The sequence below is a fragment of the Micromonospora sp. WMMD736 genome (assembly GCF_049179015.1).
Classification (GTDB): Bacteria; Actinomycetota; Actinomycetes; order Mycobacteriales; family Micromonosporaceae; genus Micromonospora.
Genome location: NZ_JBMHMI010000001.1, coordinates 4,162,662 through 4,186,950, shown reverse-complemented (window position 1 = coordinate 4,186,950; position 24,289 = coordinate 4,162,662). Strand labels below are relative to the sequence as shown.

The 24,289-nt window shown below is 71.1% G+C and carries 25 protein-coding genes, 2 tRNA genes and 1 other RNA gene; 17 read left to right on the top strand and 11 right to left on the bottom strand.

Annotation, left to right across the window (positions count from 1 at the left end; translation table 11 throughout):
- Positions 1–73: 73 nt before the first annotated feature.
- The 4 genes from ACN269_RS18685 to ACN269_RS18670 are packed head-to-tail and all read left to right on the top strand — an operon-like array spanning position 74 to position 3,571.
- On the top strand, positions 74–595 hold the full coding sequence (locus ACN269_RS18685; protein WP_421473641.1) for a hypothetical protein: 522 nt from the start codon (positions 74–76) through the stop codon (positions 593–595).
- The gene (locus tag ACN269_RS18680) at positions 592–1,680 is read left to right on the top strand and encodes an efflux RND transporter periplasmic adaptor subunit (RefSeq protein WP_421473640.1); all 1,089 of its coding nucleotides are present in this window, start codon (positions 592–594) and stop codon (positions 1,678–1,680) included. The genes ACN269_RS18685 and ACN269_RS18680 overlap by 4 nt, the downstream gene beginning before the upstream one ends.
- An 8-nt stretch (positions 1,681–1,688) precedes the next feature.
- Complete coding sequence (locus tag ACN269_RS18675) at positions 1,689–2,372, top strand: ABC transporter ATP-binding protein (RefSeq protein WP_421476411.1); 684 nt, start codon at positions 1,689–1,691, stop codon at positions 2,370–2,372.
- A complete protein-coding gene (locus ACN269_RS18670) occupies positions 2,372–3,571 on the top strand; it encodes an ABC transporter permease (protein WP_421473639.1) in 1,200 nt (399 codons plus the stop codon). Before ACN269_RS18675 ends, ACN269_RS18670 begins: the two co-directional genes overlap by 1 nt.
- A gap of 276 nt (positions 3,572–3,847) precedes the next feature.
- On the opposite strand, the gene deoD is transcribed toward ACN269_RS18670, so the two are convergent.
- Positions 3,848–4,555 carry a purine-nucleoside phosphorylase gene (deoD, locus tag ACN269_RS18665; protein WP_151491018.1) on the bottom strand — a complete coding sequence of 236 codons (708 nt, stop codon included), beginning with the start codon at positions 4,553–4,555 and terminating at the stop codon, positions 3,848–3,850.
- Between the two features lie 75 nt (positions 4,556–4,630).
- Here deoD and ACN269_RS18660 point away from each other — a divergent pair.
- Positions 4,631–4,717 (top strand) — tRNA-Ser (locus tag ACN269_RS18660).
- A 58-nt stretch (positions 4,718–4,775) separates the two neighbouring features.
- Here the strand turns inward: ACN269_RS18660 and ACN269_RS18655 are convergent.
- A complete protein-coding gene (locus ACN269_RS18655) occupies positions 4,776–5,525 on the bottom strand; it encodes an SDR family oxidoreductase (protein ID WP_421473638.1) in 750 nt (249 codons plus the stop codon).
- A 129-nt stretch (positions 5,526–5,654) separates the two neighbouring features.
- On the opposite strand from ACN269_RS18655, the gene ACN269_RS18650 reads away from it, so the two are divergent.
- Entirely contained in the window at positions 5,655–6,287 is a 633-nt protein-coding gene (locus tag ACN269_RS18650; protein ID WP_421473637.1) for a TetR/AcrR family transcriptional regulator, read from the top strand.
- Positions 6,288–6,355: 68 nt separating this feature from the next.
- Here ACN269_RS18650 and ACN269_RS18645 read toward each other — a convergent pair whose 3' ends face one another.
- The 5 genes from ACN269_RS18645 to ACN269_RS18625 all read right to left on the bottom strand — a co-directional run bounded on the left by ACN269_RS18645 (position 6,356) and on the right by ACN269_RS18625 (position 11,151).
- Entirely contained in the window at positions 6,356–8,830 is a 2,475-nt protein-coding gene (locus tag ACN269_RS18645) for a hypothetical protein (RefSeq protein ID WP_421473636.1), read from the bottom strand.
- A 104-nt stretch (positions 8,831–8,934) separates the two neighbouring features.
- The gene (locus ACN269_RS18640; protein ID WP_421476410.1) at positions 8,935–9,429 is read right to left on the bottom strand and encodes a hypothetical protein; all 495 of its coding nucleotides are present in this window, start codon (positions 9,427–9,429) and stop codon (positions 8,935–8,937) included.
- Positions 9,430–9,521: 92 nt separating this feature from the next.
- The gene (locus tag ACN269_RS18635; RefSeq protein WP_421473635.1) at positions 9,522–10,076 is read right to left on the bottom strand and encodes a hypothetical protein; all 555 of its coding nucleotides are present in this window, start codon (positions 10,074–10,076) and stop codon (positions 9,522–9,524) included.
- A 125-nt stretch (positions 10,077–10,201) separates the two neighbouring features.
- On the bottom strand, positions 10,202–10,393 hold the full coding sequence (locus ACN269_RS18630; RefSeq protein WP_355052567.1) for a DUF397 domain-containing protein: 192 nt from the start codon (positions 10,391–10,393) through the stop codon (positions 10,202–10,204).
- Positions 10,384–11,151 carry a helix-turn-helix domain-containing protein gene (locus ACN269_RS18625; RefSeq protein ID WP_421473634.1) on the bottom strand — a complete coding sequence of 256 codons (768 nt, stop codon included), beginning with the start codon at positions 11,149–11,151 and terminating at the stop codon, positions 10,384–10,386. Before ACN269_RS18625 ends, ACN269_RS18630 begins: the two co-directional genes overlap by 10 nt.
- A 199-nt stretch (positions 11,152–11,350) precedes the next feature.
- On the opposite strand from ACN269_RS18625, the gene ACN269_RS18620 reads away from it, so the two are divergent.
- Complete coding sequence (locus ACN269_RS18620; protein WP_421473633.1) at positions 11,351–11,593, top strand: flavin reductase; 243 nt, start codon at positions 11,351–11,353, stop codon at positions 11,591–11,593.
- 75 nt (positions 11,594–11,668) lie between these two features.
- Here the strand turns inward: ACN269_RS18620 and ACN269_RS18615 are convergent, their stop codons facing one another.
- From ACN269_RS18615 to ACN269_RS18605, 3 genes are all read right to left on the bottom strand, one after another.
- Positions 11,669–12,337 carry a class I SAM-dependent methyltransferase gene (locus ACN269_RS18615; protein ID WP_421473632.1) on the bottom strand — a complete coding sequence of 223 codons (669 nt, stop codon included), beginning with the start codon at positions 12,335–12,337 and terminating at the stop codon, positions 11,669–11,671.
- Entirely contained in the window at positions 12,315–12,506 is a 192-nt protein-coding gene (locus ACN269_RS18610; protein ID WP_421473631.1) for a hypothetical protein, read from the bottom strand. The genes ACN269_RS18615 and ACN269_RS18610 overlap by 23 nt, the downstream gene beginning before the upstream one ends.
- Before the next feature lie 76 nt (positions 12,507–12,582).
- Positions 12,583–12,667 (bottom strand) — tRNA-Ser (locus ACN269_RS18605).
- An 82-nt stretch (positions 12,668–12,749) separates the two neighbouring features.
- On the opposite strand from ACN269_RS18605, the gene ffs reads away from it, so the two are divergent.
- Positions 12,750–12,839: signal recognition particle sRNA small type (ffs, locus tag ACN269_RS18600), an RNA gene on the top strand.
- A gap of 179 nt (positions 12,840–13,018) precedes the next feature.
- Positions 13,019–15,799: a DNA polymerase III subunit gamma and tau gene (locus ACN269_RS18595; protein WP_421473630.1), complete on the top strand. Its 2,781-nt coding sequence runs from the start codon at positions 13,019–13,021 to the stop codon at positions 15,797–15,799.
- On the opposite strand, the gene ACN269_RS18590 is transcribed toward ACN269_RS18595, so the two are convergent.
- Positions 15,696–16,436 (bottom strand): DUF998 domain-containing protein, encoded by a 741-nt coding sequence (locus ACN269_RS18590; RefSeq protein WP_421473629.1) that lies wholly within the window; start codon positions 16,434–16,436, stop codon positions 15,696–15,698. The two genes, ACN269_RS18595 and ACN269_RS18590, sit on opposite strands and share 104 nt — an antisense overlap.
- Positions 16,437–16,638: 202 nt before the next feature.
- On the opposite strand from ACN269_RS18590, the gene ACN269_RS18585 reads away from it, so the two are divergent.
- From ACN269_RS18585 to ACN269_RS18550, 8 genes are all read left to right on the top strand, one after another.
- Positions 16,639–16,947 (top strand): YbaB/EbfC family nucleoid-associated protein, encoded by a 309-nt coding sequence (locus tag ACN269_RS18585; RefSeq protein ID WP_238433593.1) that lies wholly within the window; start codon positions 16,639–16,641, stop codon positions 16,945–16,947.
- 8 nt (positions 16,948–16,955) lie between these two features.
- A complete protein-coding gene (gene recR, locus ACN269_RS18580; RefSeq protein WP_355052561.1) occupies positions 16,956–17,549 on the top strand; it encodes a recombination mediator RecR in 594 nt (197 codons plus the stop codon).
- Positions 17,550–17,646: 97 nt separating this feature from the next.
- Positions 17,647–18,084, top strand: a complete 438-nt coding sequence (locus ACN269_RS18575) for a hypothetical protein (RefSeq protein WP_421473628.1) — start codon at positions 17,647–17,649, stop codon at positions 18,082–18,084.
- Positions 18,085–18,337: 253 nt separating this feature from the next.
- Complete coding sequence (locus tag ACN269_RS18570) at positions 18,338–20,011, top strand: ABC transporter substrate-binding protein (RefSeq protein WP_421473627.1); 1,674 nt, start codon at positions 18,338–18,340, stop codon at positions 20,009–20,011.
- Between the two features lie 99 nt (positions 20,012–20,110).
- Positions 20,111–21,118, top strand: a complete 1,008-nt coding sequence (locus ACN269_RS18565; protein ID WP_421473626.1) for an ABC transporter permease — start codon at positions 20,111–20,113, stop codon at positions 21,116–21,118.
- Entirely contained in the window at positions 21,115–22,128 is a 1,014-nt protein-coding gene (locus tag ACN269_RS18560) for an ABC transporter permease (RefSeq protein ID WP_421473625.1), read from the top strand. The genes ACN269_RS18565 and ACN269_RS18560 overlap by 4 nt, the downstream gene beginning before the upstream one ends.
- A gap of 52 nt (positions 22,129–22,180) precedes the next feature.
- Positions 22,181–23,167: an ABC transporter ATP-binding protein gene (locus ACN269_RS18555; protein ID WP_421473624.1), complete on the top strand. Its 987-nt coding sequence runs from the start codon at positions 22,181–22,183 to the stop codon at positions 23,165–23,167.
- Positions 23,164–24,264 (top strand): ABC transporter ATP-binding protein, encoded by a 1,101-nt coding sequence (locus ACN269_RS18550; RefSeq protein WP_421473623.1) that lies wholly within the window; start codon positions 23,164–23,166, stop codon positions 24,262–24,264. Before ACN269_RS18555 ends, ACN269_RS18550 begins: the two co-directional genes overlap by 4 nt.
- Positions 24,265–24,289 lie beyond the last annotated feature (25 nt).

The following is a 24,289-nucleotide window of genomic DNA, read 5'->3' as shown; positions in this document are numbered from 1 at the left end:
ATACGTCCGCTGCCGTGAACTGGGCGGCAACGTCCGGCGGTGCGCGCCGGAGGAGGAAACGGAGGCGGACACCATGCGGCGACAGATACTCGCGATCCCCGCCCTGCTCGTGCTGGCACTGGCCGGGTGCGGCCCGGCGGACGACGGCGGCGGGGTCGCGACCGCTGGCGGGGCGAAGGGCGGCGTCACGGCGAGCGCCACCCCGGCGGGCGACTCGGAACGGCGACTCGCGTTCGCCCGGTGCATGCGGGAGAACGGGGTGGACATGCCCGACCCGGAGGCGGGCGGCAAGCCGATGTTCCGGTTCGGCGAGGACGCCGACCCGCAGAAGGTCGAGGCGGCCATGGAGAAGTGCCGCGACAACCTGCCCAACGGCGGGCAGGGTCCGCAGCTCAACCCGGAGCAGGCCGAACAGATGCGCGCCATGGCGAAGTGCATGCGCGAGAACGGCGTGCCGAACTTCCCGGACCCGGACGCCGACGGGCGGATCCAGATCACCAAGGGCGACAACGGGCTCGACATCGGTGACCCGGCGCTGCGTGCCGCGATGGAGAAGTGCCGGCAGTACGCGCCGCAGTTCGGCGGTGGCCGGTGACCGGCACCGCTCGACGCGCCCGCCTACGGGCCGCCCTCGTCGGTGGAATCGTGCTGCTGGTCGCGGCCGTGGGCGTGGTCGCCGCGGTCGGCTTCGGCGGCGGGACCGGCAGGGACGCGGCCCAGGCCGGCCCCCCGGCGGCCACCGCCGCCATCACCCGGCAGACCCTCGCCGACTCCGAGACCGCCGATGGCGAACTGGGGTACGGCACGACGCGTACCGCCACGGCGAGGCTGAGCGGCACGGTCACCGGACTGCCGGCGACCGGGTCGACGGTACGCCGGGGCAAGGCGCTCTACCTGGTCGACAACGCGGAGGTGGTGCTCCTCTACGGCGGGCTGCCCGCGTACCGGACGCTCGCGCCCGGGGTGGAGGGCGCCGACGTCGCGCAGTTCGAGCGGAACCTCGCGGCGCTCGGCTACGACGGTTTCACGGTCGACGACGAGTACACGGGGGCGACCGCCGATGCCGTCAGCGAATGGCAGGACGACCTCGGCCTGGCGGAGACGGGCCGGGTCGAGCCCGGACGCGTCGTGTACGCCGACGGTGAGGTGCGGGTGGAGAGCCACCAGGTCGACGTCGGCGCGGTCACCCAGCCCGGTCAGGCGGTGCTCACCTACACCGGCACCAGCCGGGTGGTCACCGTCGAGTTGGACGTGGACGACCAGCGGCTGGCCAAGCGCGGCGCGAAGGTCAGGGTGAAGCTGCCGGACGGTCGGGCGGTGAACGGCACCGTCAGCACGGTCGAGACGGTCATCCAGACCGGTGCCGCCGGTGCCAACGGCCAGTCGTCGGAGGCGGAGACGAAGATCGAGGTGACCGTCGCCGTGGCCGACCCGAAAGCCCTCGCCGGCTTCGACCAGGCCAGCGTCGACGTCACCTTCACCGCCTCGGAACGCGCGGACGTGCTCACCGTGCCGGTGGCGGCGCTGTTGGCCCTCGCCGAGGGCGGCTACGGCGTCGAGGTCGTCGACGGCGACGCCCGCCGGATCGTGGCGGTGACCACCGGCCTGTTCGCCGACGGGCGGGTGGAGGTCACCGGTGCGGGGATCGCCGAGGGAACGACGGTGGTGGTGCCGGCGTGACCGACGACGTGATCGTGCTGGACCGGGTCAGCAAGCGGTACCCCGGCGGGGTCGTCGCGTTGGACGACGTGTCGTTGCGGATCGGCTCCGGCGAGCTGGTGGCGATCGTCGGCCCGTCCGGGTCGGGGAAGTCGACGATGCTGCACCTCATCGGCACCCTCGACCGGCCCTCCTCGGGCCGCGTCCGCATCGACGGGTACGACGCGGCGACGCTCACCGACCGGGAACTGTCCGCGCTGCGGGCCACCCGGATCGGCTTCGTCTTCCAGCAGTTCCACCTGGCCCCCGGCGTACCGGTGGTGGACAACGTGGCCGACGGGTTGCTCTACTCCGGCGTACCCCTGCGGAGGCGGCGCGACCGCGCGGAGGCCGCGCTGGTCCGGGTCGGCCTGGGCCACCGGCTCGGGCACCGGCCGCACGAACTCTCCGGCGGGGAGCGGCAGCGGGTGGCCGTGGCCCGGGCGGTGGTGGGTGAGCCGGCCGTGCTGCTCGCCGACGAGCCGACCGGCAACCTCGACTCGACGTCCGGTGCGGGAGTGCTGGACCTGCTGCACGAGCTGCACCGGGCCGGCACCACCGTCGTGGTGATCACCCATGATCGGGAGATCGCCGACAGCCTGCCCCGGCAGGTACGGATGCGGGACGGCGCGGTGCGGCACGACTCGGTCCTCGCGACGGGCGGGGTCGGCTGATGGCGGTGCTCACTCCGGCCCGGCTGGGCCCCGGGGACGTCCTGCGCGTCGGTGGCGTGGGCCTACGGACCCGACCGCTGCGGGCGTTCCTGTCGGCGCTGGGCATCGCGATCGGCATCGCCGCGATGATCGCGGTGGTCGGCATCTCGTCGTCGTCCCGGGCCGAACTGGACCGGGCGCTCGACGCGCTCGGTACCAACCTGCTCACCGTGGAGCCGGGCAACACCCTCTTCGGCGCGGATGCCCAGCTTCCCGAGGAGTCGGTGACCATGATCGGCCGAATCGGTCCGGTGACCGAGGTGTCCGCGACCGGGCAGGTCGCCGACGCCAAGGTCTACCGCTCGGACCGGATACCGGCCGCCGAGACGGGTGGGATCGGCACCCGAGCGGCCCGGCTGGACCTGCTGGGCACCGTCGGGGCGCAGGTGACCAGCGGAACGTGGCTCAACGAGGCCACCGCCCGCTACCCGGCGGTGGTCCTCGGCTCGACCGCCGCTGGTCGGCTGGGTGTCGCCGAGGCGGACCCGCAGGTGCAGGTGTGGTTGGGCGGGCGGTGGTTCACCGTGATCGGTGTCCTCGCTCCCGTGCCGCTCGCCCCGGAGCTGGACACGTCGGCGCTGGTCGGCTGGTCGGCGGCGACGGACTACCTGGGCTTCGACGGGCACCCGAGCACCGTCTACACCCGGGCCGAGGAGTCACAGGTCGAGACCGTCCGGTCGGTGCTCGGTGCGACCGCCAACCCGGAGGCGCCCAACGAGGTGGAGGTGTCCCGGCCCTCGGACGCGCTGGCCGCCGCCGAGGCGACCGACGCCGCCTTCACCGGGCTGCTGCTCGGCCTGGGCGCGGTCGCCCTGCTCGTCGGTGGCGTCGGCGTGGCCAACACGATGGTCATCTCGGTGCTGGAACGCCGGGCCGAGATCGGCCTGCGCCGGTCGCTGGGGGCCACCCGGGGTCAGGTACGCACCCAGTTCCTCGCCGAATCGCTGCTGCTCTCCGCGCTCGGCGGGGTCGGTGGAGTGCTACTGGGCATCCTGGTCACCAGTGGGTACGCGCTGTCCCAGGACTGGCCGACCGTGGTGCCGGCGTGGGCGATGCTCGGCGGGGTGGGCGCGACCCTGGTCATCGGCGGCTTCGCCGGCCTCTACCCGGCGGTCCGCGCCGCCCGGCTCTCCCCGACGGAGGCGCTCACCGCCGTCTGACCGGGCCGGCAGGCCGGCGCGGCGTGGCCCGTCTTGGGGCGGCCTGTCCCGGGCAGGCGTGGCGTGGCCCGGCGTGGCGTGGCCCGGCGTGGCGTGGCCCGGCGTGGCGTGGCCCGGCGTGGCGTGGCCCGGCGCCGCGTGGCGCGGTGCGGCGCGGTGCGGCGCGGCATGGTGCGGCGCGGCGTAAGCCGGGATAAGGCGAAAGAGCGTGATGACTGTGAGGCATCAAGATGCCTGTGAGTCATCACGCTCTTCGCGGTGTGCTGCCCCGGGAGGTCAGGCGATGATCGTGTCGAGCGCGATCTCCACCATCTGGCTGAAGGTCTGCTCCCGCTCCTCGGACGTGGTCTTCTCGCCGGTCTTGATGTGGTCGCTGACGGTCAGCACGGTCAGTGCCCGAGCCTTGAACCGGGCCGCGATCGTGTAGAGCGCCGCCGACTCCATCTCGACCGCCAGCACGCCGTAGTCGGCGAGCGTGTCGTAGAGGTCCGGCCGGTCGGTGTAGAAGGCGTCCGCCGCCAGGATCGGTCCGACGTGCATCGCGATGCCGCGCCGCTCGGCCACCTCGACCGAGGTACGCAGCAGGCCGAAGTCGGCAACCGGGGCGTAGTCGATCAGACCGTCGAAGCGCATCCGGTTCATGTTGGAGTCGGTGGACGACCCGATCGCCGCGACCACGTCACGCAGTTGCAGGTCGGTGCTGAGGGCGCCGCAGGAGCCGACCCGGATCAGCGTCTTCACGCCGTACTCGTTGATCAGCTCGTGGGCGTAGATGGAGGCGGACGGCATGCCCATGCCGGAGCCCTGGACGGAGACCTCGACGCCGTTCCAGCGGCCGGTGAAGCCCAGCATGCCCCGGACCGTCGAGTAGCAGGTCGCGCCCTCGAGGTAGGTCTCCGCGATCCACTTGGCCCGCAGGGGGTCGCCCGGCATCAGGACCCGCTCGGCGATCTCGCCCGGCTTCGCGCCGATGTGCGTACTCATGGCAAAGATCCTGCCAGGCCGGCTCGGGCGATACCGGTTCGGCGTCCGAACCGGCGGTCCTGTACCCTCGTCGGCGGTGGCGTGTCCGAGTGGCCTAAGGAGCACGCCTCGAAAGCGTGTGAGGGTTTACGCCCTCCGCGGGTTCAAATCCCGCCGCCACCGCTCGTAGCAAGCGAGGACGCCCGGTCGATCCGTGAGGATCGCACCGGGCGTTTCCGCGTCAGAGCTGCGTCTCGCCGCCGTCGACGAACAACTCGCTGCCGGTCATGAAGCTGCTCTGGTCCGAGGCGAGGAAGAGCACCGCGTTCGCGATCTCGTCGGGGTGGGCCAGTCGGCCCATCGGCACGGTGGACGCGATGCTCTTGAGCAGGGCGGGTGACTCCGCGGCGCTGGGAGCCAGGCCGGCGAGCCCGGGAGTCTCGGTGGAGCCGGGCACCAGGGTGTTGACCCGGATCTTGCGGTCCATCAGCTCGGCGGCCCAGCTGCGGCCGAACGAGCGGATGGCGGCCTTGGAGGCGGCGTAGACGCTGAACGCCGGGATGCCGCTGACGGCCGACGTCGAGCCGGTCAGCACGACCGAGGCACCCTCGTTGAGCAGGGGCAGGGCCTTCTGCACGGTGAAGATGGTGCCGTAGATGTTGGTGTCGAAGGTGTTGGCCACGTGCTCGACCGTGATCGCGTCGAGCGTCCGGAACTCGCCGCCGCCGGCGTTGGCGAACAGCACGTCGAGCCCCGCGCCGCGCTCCTCGATGGCCCGCATCACCCGGTCCAGGTCGTCGAGCTTCCCGGAATCGCTGACGATGCCTGTCGCGTTGGCGCCGATGCTGCTCACCGCTTCGTCCAGCGGGCCCTCGCGGCGACCGGTGACGAAGACGTAAGCGCCTTCGGCCGCGAAGCGGCGGGCGGCGGCCAGGCCGATGCCGGTGGTGCCCCCGGTGACGAGGGCGGTCTTGCCGTCGAGCTGTCCCACGATCGGTCTCCTTCGCAAATTGTGTACCGAGCGGTACTGATCCGACCGTAGCAACCCCTGAGCCGCGCGACAAATTTCTGTACCGATCGGTTCAACCGTGGCTAGGATGGGTGCCGGAGGTGGTGGACCGTGCCGGTACGAGGGCGCCCCCGCGGGTTCGACGTCGACGAGGCGCTGGAGCGCGCGCTTGAGGTGTTCTGGCGTCAGGGGTACGAGGGCGCCTCGATGACCGACCTCACCGCGGCGATGGGCATCAACAAGCCGAGCCTCTATGCCGCCTTCGGCAGCAAGGAGGAGCTGTTCCGCAAGGCCGTGGCCCGGTACGCCGAACAGGACATGGGGTACGCGCGGCACGCAATCGCCCAGACCACCGCGTACGAGGTCGTCGCCACTCTCCTGCGGGAGAACGTGCTCGCCGTCACCCGGCCCGACCGCCCGGCCGGCTGCCTCTCGATCCAGGGCGGCACCGCCTGCTCCAGCGAGAACGGGGGCGTCGCGGAGTTTCTCGCCGCCAGCCGGCTGGCCGGTGAGCGGGCCCTCGCCGACCGGTTCGCCCGTGCCGTCTCCGAGGGTGACCTGCCGGCCGGCGTCGACCCGGCCGCGCTCGCCCGATTCGTCATGAGCGTCACCGAGGGGCAGGCGATCCACGCCGCCGCAGGGGTTCCTCGCGAGGAGCTGCGGCAGACCGCTGAGATCGCGCTCGGTGGGTTCGCCGCCGTGTCCGGCGCGCGGCCGCCCGCGCACGTCCACGACTCAGCCTGAGCGCGCACCGCCCGAGAAGGAGCAGGCGGGCCGGCCCTCCGATCAGTGGAGGGCCGGCCCGCCTCGTGTCACGCGGTTGGGGCGTTGCCGTCCCGGTGGGTCAACCGGTACGAGGCGTCGACGGCATCCGTCTCCAGGATCACCGTGACCGGACCGGCGGGCAGGGTGCAGGTGACGGTCCGCTCGACGGCCGGGCTGGTCGGGCCGCAGTATCGGATGCCCTGGCTGTCGAAGACCGACAGGCGGGCGTCACCCGAGCCGGCGGTACGCGTCCAGGTGAAGCTCTCCCGGCTGGCGTGCTGATCGGCCGGGACGGTGTAACAGGCCGCGAAGTGGTCGGCCCCGGTGGTTGCCGTGGCACCCGCCGTGTCCGCCGGTAGGACCGGGCAGGCCGGCGGCCCGTCGGTCCGCGCGAAGGCCAGGGCGTACGAGGAGATCGGTTCCCCCTCGTCCGCGGTGAGCAGTACGGAGAAGGGCGCCTCGCCGGTCAGCTCGCAGCTGTACTGACGCAGCGAGGAGTAGTCACACACCTGATCGCCGGCGGCGTTCACCAAGCTGATCTCCGGTGAGTTCGTGTCTCCGGCCACCAACTCGGCGACGTGGGCCCCCGACGGGCTGGGCAACTGGAGGCAGTTGTGCTGCCCAGCGGCGGTGAAGCTGCCCCGGTGCGGGGCGTCCTGCCAGCCGGTGTCCGACACGGGCGTGCAGTCCGACGGCTTCCACGGCAGCAACGCGACGGCATACTGGAAGTCGTTGTCGATCACCGAGGTGCTGACGCCCCCGTTGAGGACCATCGTGTACCTACCCGCCGCAGGGACCTCGCACCGGGTTCCGTTGCAGACCTTGAGTCCGGCGGAGTCGTAGACGGTGGCGTACGCCCGGTAGTTCTCGTCGTCCACCGCCGTGACCCGGTACGCGCCGGCGCTGGGAAGGTCCAGGGTCCGGCAGCGGATGCCACCGAGGCCACCGCTCGGCGTCGAGTTGTACGTGCCCGGGGTGATGGTCGGGCAGCCCACCGCGTCGGAGAGACGACGGACCTGGACCTTGTAGGTGAGGTCCGTGGCGTCGGCGGGCCAGGTCCCCAGGTAGGAGACGACGCGGTAGGTCCCCGTGGCGGGCAGTACGCACCCGTCCTGCTCCGACCAGTCGGTACAGAGCACGGCACCCTGGGTGTCGACGATCGAGGAGAAGACGTCGTTGTACTGGTCCGGGGACCGGTAGACCATGATCCGCTCGCCGGCTTCGCCGTGGAACGGTTGGCAATTGGTCTGGACCGGCGAGGTCTGGTGCACCGTCAGAGCCGCCTGGTCCCAGTTGAGCCCGGTGGAGGCGGCACAACCTGCGGCGCGGTCGAGGCGCGTTGCCGCCACCCGATAGGTGACCGGCTCCCAGTTCCAGTTCTGCGCCAGGAGCGTGTACGCGCCGGTCGTCGGCACCGCACAGGACCGCCAGGAGTCGTACTCCGTGCACACCACCTGTCCGGCGGGGTCGTACAGCCGCCAGTCGAGGTACTGGTTCGCGTACTGGTCCATCCGGATGATCAGCCGACCCGGGTTGTTGACGCGCACCGACTGACAGCCGATTCCCTGGTACGGCTCCACGGTTCCGGTCCCGACCGCCGTGCCCGGGTCGCCGAACGTGCTCAGGGGCAGGGCCGGGCAGCCGGCCGACTGCGAGATCCGGGGCATCTTCAGGGTGTAGGTGGTCTTGTTGCCGTACATCTCCTGTAGGAAGAGCCGGTACGGTCCCGGCTCGCGGAGGGTGCACTCCGTCGTGTCCCCCACGGGGCAGATCGGCTGGAACTGGGCGTCCAGGATGTTGCCCCGGACGTCCCCGGCGCCGCCCGGGTCGGCGAGATGCAGGACCGCGCCGGTGGGCTGCGTGAAGGTGAAGCAGCGGGCGGCGAGGCCGGCGGGCAGGGTGCCGCTGCGCCCGGCGGAGGCGAAGGAGAAGAAGCCGGCGGGCAGGTTGACGCAGGCGGACGGGGTCCGCGTCGACTCCGCCGACAGCGAGTAGGCGCCCTTGCCGGTTCCGTAGTAGAGCTTCACCGTGATCGTGTAGGTGCCGGCCGCGCCGAGCTTGCACTCGTTGAGGTACGAGCTGACGTAGCAGAGGGTGCCGCCGTCGCTGCCCTTGACCTGTGCGCTGACTCCGTCACCGGAGACCTCGCGGAGTCGGACGAGCAGGGTGTCCTGGTCGACCGTCGAGGTGACCGTCCAGTTGTGCTGTGCGGCCCCGGTGATCGACGCGCAGTTCTTGACCGTGCCCGTCGGGAGGTCGCCGCCGCAGGCGGCGGCGAGGCCGACGACGGACTTCGTGTCCGAGGTGGCGCGGCCCGAGGCCGGAGTCGTGGTCGTCGACTTCGGGGGCGTGGTCGCGGTGGACGGTTGCTCGGTGGTCAGCGCCGGTCGCGGCGACGGCTCAGCCGTCGGGGCGGCGGTGGCGGGACCGGCCAGCAGGCCCGTACCCGTGAGGCTCAGGGCCGCTACCGCGGCCCATCTGGACAGATGTTTCCACAGTGGACTGAGCGCGGATGGACGCACGATGTCTTCCCCCGTTTCTGTCGCGCGATCTGCGCGGGCGACGGGATACTTTCACGGCGATCCATCCCGGACAATCAGCTTGCCGTCTCGACCGGGAAAGCCGGTCAGCAGGGGCCGGCGCCCTCGTCGAAGAGGCGGCGCGCCCACTCGGCGTACCCGGCGATGGTTTTCTGGACCGTGCGCCCGTCGTGCAGGAACAGGTACGCGCGGTCGCCGCTGCGGGCGAGCAGCCCGTCGAGCCGGTGTGTCCCCTGTGGAGCGGGTAGCCGGGTGACCGACGGGTAGCGGTCCCAGACCTCCTCGACCGGTGAGCCGGCCGTTATGCCCTCCGGTGTCCGCATCGGGTCGCCGACCCAGAGCAGCACCAATTTGTCCTCGACGAAGACGGGGCTGGTGGTGTCGTGGCCGGCGAGGACCGGTCCGCAGGCGTCCAGGTCGGTACGCAGGACGCCCCGGCGGCTCAGCTCGGTCTCGGTGTCGCCGAACTCGATGCCGCGCAGGCCGTTCAGGTCGACGATCTCGACGTTGCCGGCAGGCCGGTTCGCCGGCATCGGTCCGGCGGACGGCGGACCGCTGCCCGCGATCGAGGCAGCAGTCAGCAGCATGGCAATAAAAGCAAATTGTCGCAATTTCATGGAATCCCCCAGTCCCCAACGGACCGGAGCCGTTCAGGTTGCTGCCCGCTGGCGGATTACTGGTTTTCCCATTGTTCGATCAGGTCGTCCCAGTGGTCGGCGCTGAGTCGACGCCGCCCGTGCGCCAACCACCCAGCGGTGTTCCGTTCCAGATGCAACCCCAGCTCGGCGAACGGATCGATCCACGAACCCCGCTCCACGCCGAGGCGGCTGAGCGCCGCGTTGATCGGCCACTCCTCGCGTGGGGCTTCCAGGGCATCGTCGAAACGCGGACCCCAGGACAGTTCCCCGCCGAGCCACACCGCCGCCGACTGGTGGCCGACGCCGCCGCCGAACTCCGCCTCCAGGTACGCCACCGGTCCGGTACGCGACCACACGGCCAGCAGCTCGACCAGCGGCGGCGACAAAACGAGGTCGAACGGCTGGTCGGCGCTGCGGTCGTCCGCCGCGTAGTCCGGTAGCGACCCGGTCAGCTCCCCCACCAACTGCGGGGTGACCGGCAGTAGCGCGAAGTCCTGGCGCAGCTCGCCGAGGACGGCGTGGTCCAGCTCGGCGGTGTGCTCGCGGAGTAGATCCGCGTCCGCGACCACCGCGCTGAGCTGGTACGCCATTCCACCCTCCGCCGTCCACAACCTGTGGATAGAACATGTGTACGACGGTCCCGACCGCCGCTCGTGCCTGGCACGGTACGCGGCGCTCCGAGACCCAGCGACCCGGCGCTGCGTGGTCGGGGGAGTCAGGCTCGGTCGGCGAGGTGGGCGACGAACGCGCGCCAGGCCGTCGGCGTGAAGGCGAGCGCCGGGCCGGTCGGATCCTTGGAATCCCGTACGCCGACCACGCCGGGCAGGTTGTCGGCGACCTCGACACAGGCGCCGCCGTTGCCGCTGCTGCGGGTGCTCTTGCGCCACCGCGCGCCGTTCAACTCCATGATTCCGCCACTTCCGTCATCAGCTCGACCGACTGCGAGTGCGACAGCGCCTCGCCGCGCACGTTCTCCCATGCCGCCATCATGGCCGCGATGTCGTCCGGGTCGCTAGCCACTTGTCCCTGGAGTTGGTTGTCCAGATAACCGGCGACCCGATGGTCGTGGCTGTGCGCGATCACGAACGGCCCGTTCAGCCCGGCGTACGCGCCGACCGTCGCCGGCACCACGTGCACCCGGATGTGTGGCTCGGCGCAGGCTGCGACGAGGGCCAACATCTGCTCGCGCATGGTCGCCCGGCCGCCCACCGGCCGGCGCAGGATCGCCTCGTCGACGACAGCCGTGAACTGCGGCGGGTCGTCCCGCTTGAGCACGCCCTGCCGGTTGAGCCGGACGCTGAGGTGCCGCTCGATCTCGCTGCGGGGGATCAGGCCCGCGCCGCCGAGGACCGCGCGGGCGTACGCCTCGGTCTGAATAAGTCCCGGCAGAACGGTCGACTCGTACCAGCGCAGCGACATCGCCTCGCGCTCGATTTCCTGCCAGGGACGAAACCAAATGGGGTCACGACGTCTCGCAGTGTCCGGCCAGATGTCCGACACGTCCTTCTGGAGGGCTTCTGCTGCCGCCAGGCGGTGCCGAGGATGCGGGATGCGACCCTCGGTCAACCAGCGCGCAACGGTCTTCGGGTCGACGCCGACGGTCTCGGCGAGGGATTCGGTGGTGTGCCCGGTGTCGTTGAGCGCCACCCGCAACGCGTCGTTCACGGCCCCTCCATCGGATGTCTCGAATATCTGAAAACCATATAGCTACGCCCTGTATCTGCCCGATGACGCGCCGCACTGTGGTCCACAGAAGACGGCGTGGCCGGTGGAGGCGCAGCAGCCCGGCGGTCGGCGTCACTCGCGGGGTCACCCCGACGCGGAGGCGGGGTGACCCCCTTCCACCAGGAGAGGAGGCTCGCCCATGCCGCGCGGTCGCCACCGGAACCACCTGCCGACCCGACCCACCTGGCGATGTCAGGCGTGCGGCATCGCCTGGCCCTGCTCGGCGGCGAAGCTCCGATTACTCGGCGAGTACCGGGGCGATCGGGTGGCGTTGACCGTCTACCTGGCGACGCTCCTGACCGAGGCCAGCGAACACCTCCGGGACGTGGACCCGGCCCGACTCACCGACCGCTTCCTCTCCTGGGCCCGCGCCCGAGGATGAGGGGTTCTAGGCCGCGGTTGGGGGGTCCGGGCCCGTCCCGGAGGGCTGAGTGGTCCGCGCCGGTCGAGGCGATCGTCAGGGTCGCCAGATCACGATGCCCACGTCGCGCCGGCGCTCGGCGAACAGGCCGTCCCGCGCCGTCGTCGTCAAGAGATCGCGCAGGTCCGCCTCGAAGGCGGGTAGCCGCTCTCCGAAGAGGTGCGGCGCCGAACTGGACAGCGAGAACACCGCCGACGTCACCTCGTCCACCGACCGTTCCACGATCATCCCCTGCTCGACGGTCAGTCGGGTGGGGCCGGAGAAGCCCGCCGCGAGCATGATCTCCCCCTCGCCGCTGGGCGTGCCGCTGGGCAGCGAGCCCTGACCGGCCCGGCGGATCGGTCCCAGATAGCTTGCGACCAGCTCGTCGATCCGCGACCAGGGCGGCCGGGGATACGGCAGCGGGTCGTCGCCAGCCACGCCCTGGGTGGTGTTCGCGCTGACGTGGACCCAGGCCCCGTCGGGCGCGAGCATGTCGCGGACCCGCCGGGCCACCAGCGGTCGATCCATCCAGTGGTACGACTGCGCGAACGTGACCACCCGGAACGTACCCAGGTCGGCCGGCAGTTCCTCGGCGCGTAGGTGCCGCCACTCGACGTTGGTGACTCCGACGTCGCTGGCCCGCCGCTGCGCCTCGGTGAGCATGTCCCGGTCGGCGTCCACCCCGACCGCCGTCTCGAACTCAGGCGCGAGCAGCAGCGTCAACGAACCCGGGGCCGCAGCCCACGTCCAGGAGTCGGCCGGTGCCGTCCAGGTCGAGCGCGGTGCCGACGGCCTCGGCGATCGCGGGTGGATACGGCCACCGGCCGATGCTGTAGTGCCGGGCGCTGCCCGCGTACAAGGTCTCGTCCCACTGCCAGGTCGAGTCAGCCACGGCATCGATGAGACCACAACGACGACGCCCGGCCGACCTGTTATCGGTCTGCCGGGCGTCGATCATGCTCCGCGAGCGGAGGATACGAGATTCGAACTCGTGAGGGTGTAAACCCAACACGCTTTCCAAGCGTGCGCCCTAGGCCTCTAGGCGAATCCTCCGCGAGCCAGGATACAGGCCGCCGTGAACGGGGACACCCCACCACCCCCTGAAGATCGACGAGCCGTCGGGTAGGGTTGGCGTCACCTCCCGTGCGGCGGTATCTCGTGAACCTCCCCAGGGCCGGAAGGCAGCAAGGATAAGCGAGCTCTGCCGGGTGCACGGGAGGCCTTTCTGTCTCCGGGGCCTTGATCCACTCGACATCCGTGATGTCGGGGCATCCCGGGCATGCGGACACCCCGATTTCCAGGAAGCCGAGTCGATCAAGGCGCGAGGCCGAGCTGGCCGGCGGGGTGGGTGGTCACCCGCGCCCGACCGGCGCAGAATGGCTCGGTCGAGAGGAGGCGGGACGAGTGACGCTGGCGCTGTACCGCAAGTACCGGCCACGTACCTTCGCCGAGGTCATCGGGCAGGAGCACGTCACCGAGCCGTTGTCGCAGGCGCTGCGCAGCGGCCGGCTCAACCACGCCTACCTCTTCTCCGGCCCACGCGGCTGCGGCAAGACCACCAGCGCCCGGATCATGGCCCGCTCGCTCAACTGTGAGCAGGGCCCCACTCCCGAACCGTGCGGCAAGTGTGCGTCCTGCCGCTCGCTGGCCGCCGACGGCACCGGCTCCATCGACGTGATCGAGATCGACGCGGCCAGCCACGGTGGTGTCGACGACGCCCGCGAGTTGCGGGAGCGCGCCTTCTTCGCGCCGGCCAACAGCCGCTTCAAGATCTACATCATCGACGAGGCGCACATGGTCTCGACCCAGGGCTTCAACGCCCTGCTCAAGCTGGTCGAGGAGCCCCCGGAGTACGTCAAGTTCATCTTCGCCACCACCGAGCCGGAGAAGGTCCTCGGCACGATCCGCTCGCGGACCCACCACTACCCGTTCCGGCTCTTCCCACCGAAGGTGGTTCGGCCGTACCTGGAGCAGCTCACCCAGGCCGAGGGCGTCGCCGTCGAGCCGGCGGTCTTTCCGCTGGTGGTGCGCGCCGGTGGCGGCAGCATGCGGGACAGCCTCTCCGTGCTCGACCAGCTCATCGCGGGCGCCGGCCCGGAGGGCGTCAGCTACGCCCGGGCCGTCTCCCTGCTCGGGGTCACCGACTCCGCGTTGATCGACGAGATGTGCGACGCGTTGGCCGCCGGGGACGGCGCGGCCGCGTACGCCACCGTCGACCGGGTCGCCGAGGCCGGGCACGACATGCGCCGGTTCGCCTCCGACCTGCTGGAGCGGCTCCGCGACCTGATCGTGATCCAGCAGGTGCCGGACGCCGCCGCGAAGGGTCTCATCGACGGCCCGGGCGACCAGATCGAGCGGATGGCCGCCCAGGCTTCGCAACTCGGCTCGGCCACGCTCTCGCGCTGCGCCGACATCGTCCACGACGGCCTGGTCGAGATGCGCGGCACCACCGCGCCCCGGCTGCTGCTGGAGCTGATCTGCGCCCGGATGCTGCTGCCCGGCGTGGACGACTCCACCAGCGGCCTGCTCCAGCGCCTCGAACGCATGGAACGCCGGCTCACCCTCGCCGGCACCGACGCGCCGCCGGCCGCCGCCGGCTTCGCGCCCGCCACGACCCCAGGGGTACGCCCACAGTCGGCTCCCCCCGTACCGGCTGCCGCAAGCCCCACACCCGCCGCCGCCCCGACCTCCGCACCGCCGTGGGACGTCGACCCGACGGCGTCCCCGCAGACCGCGGGCGCTGGGGGTACCACCGCCGCGACCGCTGCCGGCTCGGGTGCCGCCCGCGCCGCCGCCCTGGGTGCAGCCCGCGCTGCCGCTGCCGGCGCTGCCGGTGCTGCCGCTGTCGGTGCTGCCGCCTCGGCCGCTACCGATCCGGGCAGCCGAGGGGGGTACGCGCCCTCGGCGGCGGACTCCCCGATTCCGGCGTCGCCCGGCGTGACGCCCGCTGACCGGGCCGTCCCCGTCTCGCCCGCCGGACCGGGTACCGGCTCGCCGGCCCCGCGTCGGGCGGTGCCGCCGTCGGCCGTCCTGCCCGATCCGGCTACGCCCGCACCGCCCCGACCGGGCACGCCGGCCCCGGCGCTGGACGCGGTCGCGGTACGTCGGGTCTGGCCCGACGTGGTCGGCAAGGTCAACCGGACCAACAAGCGGATCGCCGCCCTGATGCGCGACGCGGTGGTCCGCGAACTCGACGGCGACATGCTGGTGTTGACCGTGAAGTCCTCCGTGCTGGCCAAGATGATGGCCGACCACGCGGCGGTGCTCACCGACGCGCTCTACGAGGAGTTGGGCGGGCGCTGGCAGATCCGCTGCGAGGTGGCCGGCGAACGGGGTGGCACGTCGTTGTCCGGCCCGCCACGCTCCCAGTCGACCGCACCGGCCCGCCCCGCCACACCGAACGCGGCCGCCGCCAGTCCGACGAGCGCACCGCCCGTCGAACCCGGCCCGAGCGTCGCGCCTACTGCGGCAGCCGCTCCCGGCCCGACGAGCGCGCCGCCCGCAGCACCCCGTCCGGCCGTCGCGCCGACTGCGGCTCCCGCTCCTAGCCCACCGGTCGCGCCGACCTCGACCACCGTCGCCAGCTCGGAGGAGGACTGGCCGGAGGCGGCCCGCCCCGGTGGCGGCGCTGCCGAGGCGACGGACGACGACGAGTGGCCGGAGGCCGCCCGCCCCGGCGGTGTCCCGGCCGGACCGGACCCGGGTTCCGCGTCCGCCCGCAACGACGGTGGAACGAGCGGCGGCGGCCCGGCCGCGAACGGCACCCACGCGAACGGTGTCACCCCGAACGGCGGCCCCGCGAACGGCGGCCCCGCGAACGGCGGCCCCGCGAACGGCGTCACCTCGAACGGTGGCGCCCCGGTGAGCAGCGCCATCGCCGCGGCTCGCGCGGCGGCGGCGGGGCGCGGTGCGCGTACCCCATCGGCGGGCCGGCCCACCGCGGACGCGGAATGGGCGGGCGAACCTCCCTACGACCCGGACTACGACGGACCGGTGCGCGGCGGACGGCCGGGCGGCGCGGCCCCGGCGGCGAAGCCCACCTACGAGGGGTTCGATCCGGGCGACGAGCCGTTGGACGAGGTCATCGACGAGAAGACGGCCCGGGAGTCGAGCGAGGAGCAGGCGGTACGGCTGCTGCGGGAGACCTTCGGCGCTGAGAAGATCGACGAGGTGGACGCGCGGTAGCGGGCGCTTCGCCCAGCAGGACGCCGAGGCAGCAGGCCCACAGGGGGAAGGGCAGTACGGCGACGCGTTCCATGCCGCCCACCCCGATGCCGGTGCCCTGTTGGGCGACGAACAGGACGGTCCCGGCCAGCGCGGTGAGCCCGGCGGCGAGGGAGATGCGTCGCCACCGGCCGAGCACCGTGGAGTCGGGCGCGAAGCCGGCGAGCAGCAGGCCGACGTTGCCCACGCCCATGATCAGGAAGGCGCCGAGGACGTGCCGGTTCTCGTCGATGTCGGCGGGATACAGGGCGACCAGGGCGTACCCGCCGGTCGCCAGTAGCAGCAGGATCTGTGCCGAGCGCACCACGCCGCCCCGGCCGAGGAGCCGCCAGGTCAGCAGCAGTCCGGTGGCGAGCAGGACGGCGGTGGCCAGCATCGCGGCGTTCATCAGCGGATGCCAGGGCGAGCAGACGAATCGGGGTCGGGTGGTGTCCCAGATCCCGCAGTGGGCGTTGCCGAGGTCGCTGATGTTGTGGGTGGCCCAACTGTAGGTCGGCTCGCGCCAACGCAGGCCGGTGACCAGACTGGCCACCAGGAAGACCGGTGCGGCCACCGCCCAGCACAGCGCGGCGGCGCGTTGACTGCGGGTGAGGTTCATACCCACGAGCAGACCAGTGCGGGGGCGCCCGGCGCACTACCGCCAGACTGCCGGTTCGCGGTAGTGGTAGCCGTACCTCCGACGCCCGGCGTGGGCGGACGCACCGGGCACGGCGACGTCGGCCCCAGCGGCTAGGCTGGTCGGCGGCCGAGCAGACGAGTGCGAGAAGGAGCCATCCGTGCGCCCAGGTGGACAGCCGAACATGCAGCAGATGCTGAAGCAGGCGCAGAAGATGCAGCAGCAGATCGCCGCCGCTCAGGCCGAGCTGGCCGAGGCCGAGCTGACCGGCACGGCCGGCGGTGGACTGGTCACCGCGACCGTGTCCGGCGCCGGCGAGCTCAAGGCCATCAAGATCGACCCGAAGGCCGTCGACCCGGACGACGTGGAGACGCTGGAAGACCTGGTGGTGGCGGCCGTGCACAACGCCGCCGAGGCGGCGCGTGAGTTGACCGAGCGCAAGATGGGCCCGGTCGCCGGTGGCATGGGCGGCCTCGGCCTGCCCGGTTTCTGAGCCGGCAGATGTACGAAGGCGCCATCCAGGATCTGATCGACGAGCTGGGGCGACTGCCGGGCGTGGGCCCGAAGAGCGCCCAGCGGATCGCGTTCCACGTCCTCTCGGCCGACCCGGCCGACGTCAACCGGCTGGCCGGCGCGCTGCGCAAGGTCAAGGAGCTGGTGCGTTTCTGCACGACCTGTTACAACGTGGCCGAGTCCGAGCAGTGCCGGATCTGCCGCGACCCGCGCCGCACCGACGAGGTGCTGTGCGTGGTGGAGGAGCCGAAGGACGTCGTAGCCATCGAGCGGACCGGTGAGTTCCGGGGCCGCTACCACGTGCTCGGTGGAGCGATCAATCCGCTCGAAGGGATCGGTCCGGACAATCTGCGCATCCGGGAGCTGTTGACCCGGTTGAGCGGCGGCGCGGTACGGGAGCTGATCCTCGCCACCGACCCCAACACCGAGGGCGAGGCGACCGCCACCTACCTGGCGCTGATGGTGAAACCGATGGGGATCGCGGTGACCCGGCTGGCCAGCGGTCTGCCGGTCGGCGGCGACCTCGAGTACGCCGACGAGATCACCCTTGGCCGTGCCTTCGAGGGCCGCCGGGCTGTCTGACTCCCTCCCCACAGATCGTCACTCGTGGGTTACAACTGAGTGGGTCCGCGCGACGAGCGCGGGCCCACTGGCGTACCCGGGGAGGTGGCGGGTGGCGATGCGGCGTTCGGACGGGCGGTCCTGGGCCCCGGCGGTGCTGGTGGCCGTGGTGGCGCTGGCCTTCGCCGGTTTTTTCGTGGCGATCGAGGTGGCAAGCCGGCGAGCGGCCGCGGACACCAGCGCCCAGGAGGCCGAGGCCGAAGCCGCGGTGACCCGGAACGCCCAGGCGTACGCCGCTGCGGTGGTCGCCATCGGCGACCCGACGCCGACCGACGAACGGTTGGCGGCGGTCGCGGAGGGCGCCCAGGTCGAGGTGCGGGAGGTCCGCCGGGTGCCTGACCTGGTGCTGACCGTGTACGGTTCTGCCCCTTTCGGCGTGGTGTTCGGAGTGAGCCACGTGAACGCCTGCCATCGCGTGACGTTCCACGACCTGGGCACGGCCCGGGCAGGTTCGGACGTCGAGCGGCTGGCGGCCTGCCCCACCCCCGCACCCTGATCGACGCCTCCGGATACCCTTCGTGGCCTGCGAATCCGGTGGCCGGCGGCGACTGCGTCGTGCCCCAGAGCAACACGATCCATGTGTCGCTCGATGTATTCGCCGTGTCGTCGACTGTCAGACGTCTGCGCAAGGTGTCGGCTTGGTAGCGATTGCCGTACGGCCGTTCCGCTGCCGGTGTTACATGTCATAGCCTCCCGCACACGGACCGAGCCACAGCTCGGCGTGGTCATGCGCATGACAGAGGTGAGAGATGCAGGCGAGAAGGCTCAAATCGGCTGTGGCCATCGCGGCCGTTGCCGCTCTGGCGGTCGGCGCGGCCGGCTGCGCGGAGAGCGAGCGCGGTAGCGACAGTGGCGAGGCCAAGACTGGCGGCACCTTCATCTTCGCGGGTGCCGGTGACCCGAAGAACTTCGATCCGATCTTCAACGACGACGGTGAGTCGTTCCGGCCGGTCCGGCAGATGTTCGACACCCTGGTGAGCCACAAGCCGGGCACGGCCGAGCTGACCGGTGGTCTGGCCGAGAGCTGGGAGCACGACCCGACCGGCAAGGTCTGGACCTTCAAGCTGCGGCAGGGCGTGAAGTTCCACGACGGCACCCCCTTCAACGCGGCGGCGGTCTGCTACAACTTCGACCGCTGGTACAACATGCAGGGCGCCGCGGCCCAGGCGAACATGATCTATTACATGGACGTCTTCGGCGGCTTCGCGAAGAACGAGGCCGAGGGCGCCGGCGAGTCGATCTACGACAAGTGCGAGGCCAAGGACGACGGCACCGCCGTCCTCTCGCTCAAGAAGTACAAGGGTGCCTTCCCCGGCGCCTTCGCGCTGACCTCGCTCTCGATCGCGAGCCCCGAGGCGCTGAAGAAGTACGACGCCAACACGGTGAAGCAGAACGGCGACTCGTTCGAGTACAGCGCGTTCGCCAACGAGCACCCGGTCGGCACCGGCCCGTTCACCTTCGGTGGCTGGGACAAGACCAAGGGTGAGATCACCCTCAACCGGAACCCGGACTACTTCGGGGACAAGGCCAAGGTCGACAAGATGATCATCAAGATCATCAAGGACGAGAACACCCGCAAGCAGGAACTGCGCGCCGGTACCGTCCACGGCATCGACTTCCCGGCCCCGGCCGACACCAAGGCGCTCGGCGACGAGGGCTTCCAGGTCGTGGCCCGCCCGGCGTTCAACATCCTCTACCTGGGCCTCAACCAGAAGAACCCGAAGCTGAAGGACCTGCGGGTGCGGCAGGCGATCGCCTACGCGCTCAACCGCCAGCAGCTCGCGCAGACCAAGGGCCCGACCGGCGCCAAGGTCGCCGACGAGTTCATGCCGGACACCGTGCTCGGCTACGCCCCGGACGTGCAGAAGTACGAGTACAACCCGGACAAGGCCAAGCAGCTCCTCAAGGAGGCCGGCGCCGAGGGTCTGACGCTGAACTTCTACTACCCGCCGGACGTCTCCCGGCCGTACATGCCGAACCCGCAGGAGATCTTCACCATCCTCGCCAACGACCTCCAGGCCGTCGGCATCAAGGTCAATGGTGTGCCTCGCCCGTGGAACGGCGGCTTCAAGGACGACGTGCAGACCTTCGGTAAGCACGACCTGCACATCCTCGGCTGGACCGGTGACTACAACGACCCGGGCAACTTCGTCGGCACGTTCTTCGGCCGGGGCAAGGCCGAGTTCGGCGACCAGGGCATGACCGAGATGTTCGACGCGATCGCCAAGGCCGACGGCACCGTCGACGACGCCGGCAAGAAGGCCGCCTGGGAGCAGGTCAACCGGGACATCGCCGCCAAGTGGCTGCCGGCCGTGCCGGTCTGGCACGCGCCGCCGGCGATCGTCGTCACCAAGGACGTCGAGGGCCTGAAGGCCAGCCCGCTGACTGACGAGCGGTTCAACACCGTCAGCCTCAAGAAGTGACGCCAATCGGCTGACGCCGTAGGCGGAATCGGCCCGGGTTGGGGGTTTTCCCTCCGCCCGGGCCGATTCCGCGACCATCGAGACTCTGGTGTGTGAGAGATGTTGCGAGTGATAGTCCGCCGCCTGCTACAGCTGGTGGTGACGCTGATAGCCCTGTCAGCGCTGATCTTCGTCTGGTTGCGGAACCTGCCCGGTGGCCCGGTCGACGCGCTGCTCGGTGAACGGGCGACCCCCGAGACCCGTGCTCTGCTGACCAAGGCGCTCGGTTACGACCAGCCGATCCTCGTGCAGTACGGCAAGTTCATGCAGCGGATCCTCACCGGCGACTTCGGCAACTCGATCCGTACCGGTGACCCGGTCACCGAGGTCATCGGCCGGGCCTTCCCGGCCACCGTGGAGCTCGCCCTCGCGGCGATGCTCATCGCGGTCGGGCTGGGCGTTCCGCTCGGCTATCTCGCCGCCCGCTGGCGTGGCCGGCTCCTCGACCACCTGACGGTGGTGGGCACGCTGCTCGGCATCTCGATCCCGATCTTCTTCCTGGGCTACCTGCTCAAGGACGTCTTCACCCAGAACATCCACTGGTTCCCGCCGTCCGGCCGGGTCAGCATCGGGTTGGACAACACCAACATCACCGGCTTCTTCGTCCTGGACAGCCTGCTCACCCGGGAGTTCGACGCCACCGCCGACGCGCTCTGGCACCTCGTCCTGCCGGCGGTCACGCTCGCCACGATCCCGCTGGCGGTCATCGTCCGGATGACCCGGGCCAGCGTGCTGGACGTGCTCAACGAGGACTACGTCCGCACCGCCGAGGCCAAGGGCCTGCGGCAGCGCACCGTCCGGGGCCGGCACATCCTGCGCAACGCGCTCCTGCCGGTGGTCACCACCATCGGTCTCCAGACCGGCGCGCTCCTGTCCGGCGCGGTCCTCACCGAGAAGGTCTACAACTGGGGTGGCCTCGGCACGCTGATCACCGACTCGATCACGGGCAGCCGCGACTACCCGATCCTCCAGGCGCTGATCCTGCTGTCCGCACTGGTCTTCGTGGTGGTCAATCTGCTGGTGGACCTCTCCTACGCCTTCATCGACCCGAGGGTGCGTGTGCGATGACCGAACCAACCACGCAGGCCGGCACCCCGGCTCCGCGCACAGGGGACGAGCAGGCGACCGGCGCGGGCCGCAGCCGCCTCGGTGACCGTAAGAAGGCTCGCCTGGACGAGCTGGCCCAGGCCACCGCCGCCCCCGGCGGCGTGAGCCTGTTCCGCGACGCATTCCGTCGGCTGCGCCGCAACCCGGCAGCGATCGTGGGTGCCGCCATCATCGTGCTCTTCGTGCTGGTGGCGATCTTCGCCCCGCTGATCGCCCCGCACGACCCGGTGCGGCGCTTCGACGAGCTGACCGACCTCCTCACGCCCAACAACATCGCCGGACCCATGGACGGCTTCCCGCTCGGCTCCGACGAATTGGGCCGGGACCTGCTGTCCCGCCTGGTCTACGGCAGCCGGCAGACACTCTTCGTCGGCGTCCTCGCCACCCTCATCGGGCTCGCCATCGGCGTGCTGTTCGGCGCGATCGCCGGCGCAGTCGGCGGTTGGGTGGACAACATCCTCATGCGGATCACCGACGTGATGTTGGCCCTGCCCGCCCTGCTGCTGGCGATCACCCTGGTCGCCCTGGCCAGTAAGTCGAGCCAGTGGACGGTCATCATGGCGGTGGCCATCGTCAACGTGCCCATCTTCGCCCGGCTGCTGCGCGGCTCGATGCTCGCCCAGCGGGAGAGCGACCACGTGCTGGCCGCGCGAGCGCTGGGCGTCAAGCAGCGCAGCATCGTGCTGCGGCACATGCTGCCCAACGCCATGACCGCGGTGATCGTGCAGGCGACGCTGACGCTCTCCGTCGCGATCATCGAGGCCGCGTCGCTCTCGTTCCTCGGCCTCGGTGACCCCGATCGGGACCGGGCCGAGTGGGGCGCGATGCTCGGCGACGCCGGCGTCCGCTACTTCGAGGTACGCCCGGAACTGGCCTACTACCCGGCGCTCGCGATCATCGTGGTCGCGCTCGGCTTCACCCTGTTCGGTGAGGCGATGCGCGAGGCCATCGACCCGAAGAACCGGCGGTGACCGTCGTGTGCGCATCGCGAGCGATGAACCACAGCAGTGAGGAAGTGACCCGATGAGCCTGCTCGACGTGCGTGACCTGAGCGTCGTGTTCCAGCGGCGGGGCGAGCGGCCGTTCACCGCCGTCGACAACGTCAGCTTCACGGTGGAACCCGGTCAGACCGTTGGCCTGGTCGGCGAGTCCGGCTGCGGCAAGAGCGTGACCAGCCTCGCCATCATGGGTCTGCTGCCCAAGCGCGGCAACAAGGTCAGCGGCGAGGTGCTGTTCGACGGCGCCGACCTGCTGAAGCTGCGCCCGGGCGACATGCGTGACCGGCGCGGCCGGGAGATCGGCATGATCTTCCAGGACCCGCTGTCGTCGTTGAACCCGGTCATCCCGATCGGTGTGCAGGTGGCCGAGGTGCTGGAACGCCACCAGGGCCGGGACCGCAAGCAGGCGCTGCGGGAGGCACGGGACCTGCTCGACGCGGTCGGCATCCCCGACCCGCAGCGGCGACTCAGCGAGTACCCGCACCAGATCTCCGGCGGTATGCGCCAGCGCGCGCTGATCGCCATCGCGCTGGCCTGCAAGCCCCGGCTGCTGATCGCCGACGAGCCGACGACCGCGCTCGACGTGACCATCCAGGCGCAGATCCTCACCCTGCTCAAGCAGTTGGTCGACGAGACCGGCACGGCGCTGATCATGATCACCCACGACCTGGGTGTGGTCGCCGGACTCTGCGACACGGTGAACGTGCTCTACGGCGGCAAGGTGATCGAGCGGGCGCGGCGGCACGAGCTGTTCGCGCAGGCTCGGCACCCGTACACCCACGGGCTGCTCAATTCGGTGCCGCGGCTGGACTCCCCGCGCGGCGAGCGGCTGCACGCGATCCGCGGGTCGGTCGCCGACAACATCCCGTGGTCCGAGGGGTGCGCGTTCGCGCCGCGCTGCGACAACGTCGTGGACGCGTGCCTGGACGGACCCCCACCCCTCGAACCCACCGCCACCGGCGGCGACCTCCGCTGCAACAACCCCGTCTCCGAGGAGGTGGCGGTCCGATGACCGACGAGACCACCGCGCTGATCGAGCTGCGCGACGTCAAGGTCCACTTCCCGATCAAGAGTGGCCTGCTCTTCGACCGGACCGTCGGGTACGTCTACGCGGTCGACGGTGTGTCGCTGAGCATCCGCAAGGGCGAGACGTACGGGCTGGTCGGCGAGTCCGGCTGCGGCAAGTCGACACTGGGCCGCGGCCTGCTGCGGCTCGTCGAGCCCACCGACGGTGAGATCGTGTTCGACGGCACCGACGTGCGCGCGCTCAAGGGCGAGGCGATGCGGCAGGCCCGCCGCCGGATGCAGATGATCTTCCAGGACCCGCTCTCCAGCCTCGACCCGCGCCAGTCGGTGGAGTCGCTGCTGGTGGAGGGCCTGAAGGCGCACGGGCTGGCCGGCGACAAGGCCGAGACCAGCCGGCGACTGCGCGAGACGCTGGAGGCGGTCGGCCTGCCCGCGTCCGCCCTCAGCAAGTACCCGCACGAGTTCTCCGGCGGTCAGCGCCAGCGGATCGGCATCGCCCGGGCGCTGGTGCTCAACCCGGACCTGATCGTCGCCGACGAGCCGGTCTCCGCGCTCGACGTGTCGATCCAGGCCCAGGTGCTCAACCTGCTGGAGGACCTCCAGAACGAGCGCGGTCTGACGTACCTGATCATCGCGCACGACCTGGCGGTGGTCCGGCACATCGCCGACACGGTGGGCGTGATGTACCTCGGCGGTCTGGTCGAGGAGGCGTCCAGCGACGACCTGTACCGCGAGCCGATGCACCCGTACACCAAGGCGCTGATGTCCGCGGTGCCGGTGCCCGACCCGGTCGTCGAGGACCGCCGCGAGCGCATCCTGCTCGCCGGCGACCTGCCGTCGCCCAGCAACCCGCCGTCGGGCTGCCGGTTCCACACCCGGTGCCCCTGGGCCCAGCCGACCCGCTGTGCGAGCGAGCGGCCGGAGCTGCGCGACGTCGTCGGCGGACACCGGGTGGCCTGCCACTTCGCCGAGGACATCGCCGAAGGTCGGATCCGGCCGCACGAGGTCGAGGTCGAGTTGGTCCGCCCGACCGACGGCACCGGCCCGGTCGACCCGCCGGGCGAGCTGATCCCCACCCCGTGATGTGGTCGGGGGCCGTCCGCCACGG